The sequence below is a fragment of the Pseudomonas sp. 37 R 15 genome, from assembly GCF_900004865.1.
Lineage (GTDB): Bacteria > Pseudomonadota > Gammaproteobacteria > Pseudomonadales > Pseudomonadaceae > Aquipseudomonas > Aquipseudomonas fluorescens_AM.
The window spans coordinates 1-1,871 of record NZ_CVTV01000043.1 but is presented as its reverse complement, the minus strand read 5'-3'; the positions used below and the strand labels follow the sequence as shown (position 1 = coordinate 1,871).

Sequence of the window (1,871 nt, the reverse complement as noted above, 5' to 3'; positions counted from 1 at the left end):
TCGAGGTCCTTCAACGTCTTTTCGCCGTAAACCTCGACGCGGCCTGCGCTCGTTTTGGCTCCAATGCGAATGATGCCTTTCATGCCCTATCCCAACAGCTGCCATTCGATGCCTTCCTCATTGACCGTGATTATGTCGGGGAGCAAAAAGCGAGGTTTACGATTCTGGACACGCAGGGTGGGCATGATGTCGTTCTTCTCAAAACGGCGGATGACACCCTCGTTAAACCTCGAGTATGGATCGCGACTCAGGCGGGCTGCCTGCCAGTAGCCTGTCTGCGGACAGGCCTGGCCGCTGGAGCAGGTCGGCGCGGGGTAGCTGGCCTTGATGAATGCTGGAGAGTCGGGCGTGGCTCGGCCGCTCGCTGGCTCAAGGCGCTTGGCGTTGGCCAACTGCTGGATCAGCGCTTCGCTGGGCTTTGGTGGCGGGACATTGGCCAGGCGTGCTTCCAGCCATTGCAGCTTACCGTCCCAGGCGGGGAGCTTGGCCGGGGGCAAGGGGAGGATTTCGTTGATTTCGGGGACCTTCGGGTCAGCATAGGAGTAGTCCGCGAGCAGACTCCAGATTTTTTCATAGCGCTCAGCGCGTTCAAGGTCTTGCTGTTGGGCGAGGTAGTACAGATCATCGGAGGGGAGAGTCCGAAAGGTCTTTCTTAACCAGCCGGCAGAGGTTTCATCTCCCGCAGCCACTCCCAGTTGGAATGCCTCAAGTGCGCTTTGGTACTGGCCCAGTCCTTGAAGATTGACACCCAGGTCGGAAGCCGCATCACCATGTTCCTGCTCTGCAGCACAACGGCGCATCTGCCGGGCGACATCTGGCGCTATGCTGCTCGGTGCCAACTTGTCACCCACAGAGTACTGAGCTAGGGCGCTGCCCTGATCAGCCGCCTTACGAAAGTAACGCAGCGACATGGCCGTATCCTGCTTCAACCCCGCCGAACCGCTCTTCAGGAAGAGACCGATAAAGTAGTACCCCGTCGCCACCTTTGCGTCGATCAGTTGCTGGCTCAGGCGCAGATGATCCTCACCACGGAGCGTGAAGTGGCCACGCAGGGTACCGTTTTGCAGGTTGATGTTGGCCTTGTAATGGCCATTCTCGGCCGCAATCCGGTACAGACGCTCAATATCGGCGTCGACGCTTTTGTCCTGCTTGAGTAGGTTGTTCTTCTGTAACCAACGGGCGTACTGGAACAGCTCATCGGTCTCGGCGGACGGCGCAGGGATCTGCTCGTGTACGCAGGTGAAGGCCAGCTTGGCTTTGATCTCGGTCAGCGGGTTCAAGGAAGTGTTCTGGGGCGGGTGAGTGGGGGCGCTGCGGTTATCGCAGGCGGCCAGCAGCAGGATTGTCAGCAGTAGAAATCGTCGCATCGCTCGAGGTCCTTCAACGTCTTTTCGCCGTAAACCTCGACGCGGCCTGCGCTCGTTTTGGCTCCAATGCGAATGATGCCTTTCATGCCCTATCCCAACAGCTGCCATTCGATGCCTTCCTCATTGACCGTGATTATGTCGGGGAGCAAAAAGCGAGGTTTACGATTCTGGACACGCAGGGTGGGCATGATGTCGTTCTTCTCAAAACGGCGGATGACACCCTCGTTAAACCTCGAGTATGGATCGCGACTCAGGCGGGCTGCCTGCCAGTAGCCTGTCTGCGGACAGGCCTGGCCGCTGGAGCAGGTCGGCGCGGGGTAGCTGGCCTTGATGAATGCTGGAGAGTCGGGCGTGGCTCGGCCGCTCGCTGGCTCAAGGCGCTTGGCGTTGGCCAACTGCTGGATCAGCGCTTCGCTGGGCTTTGGTGGCGGGACATTGGCCAGGCGTGCTTCCAGCCATTGCAGCTTACCGTCCCAGGCGGGGAGCTTGGCCGGGGGCAAGGGG

Annotated in this window: 2 protein-coding genes; both read right to left on the bottom strand. The window is 59.6% G+C overall.

Annotated features, from left to right (window positions below; translation table 11 throughout):
• Positions 1-86: 86 nt before the first annotated feature.
• Positions 87-1,367, bottom strand: coding sequence for an SEL1-like repeat protein (locus tag BFQ04_RS12430; RefSeq protein WP_065951088.1), 1,281 nt, complete (start codon positions 1,365-1,367; stop codon positions 87-89).
• Between the two features lie 89 nt (positions 1,368-1,456).
• A partial coding sequence (locus BFQ04_RS12425; RefSeq protein WP_256544554.1) for a DUF6396 domain-containing protein occupies positions 1,457-1,871 on the bottom strand: 415 nt, incomplete at its 5' end.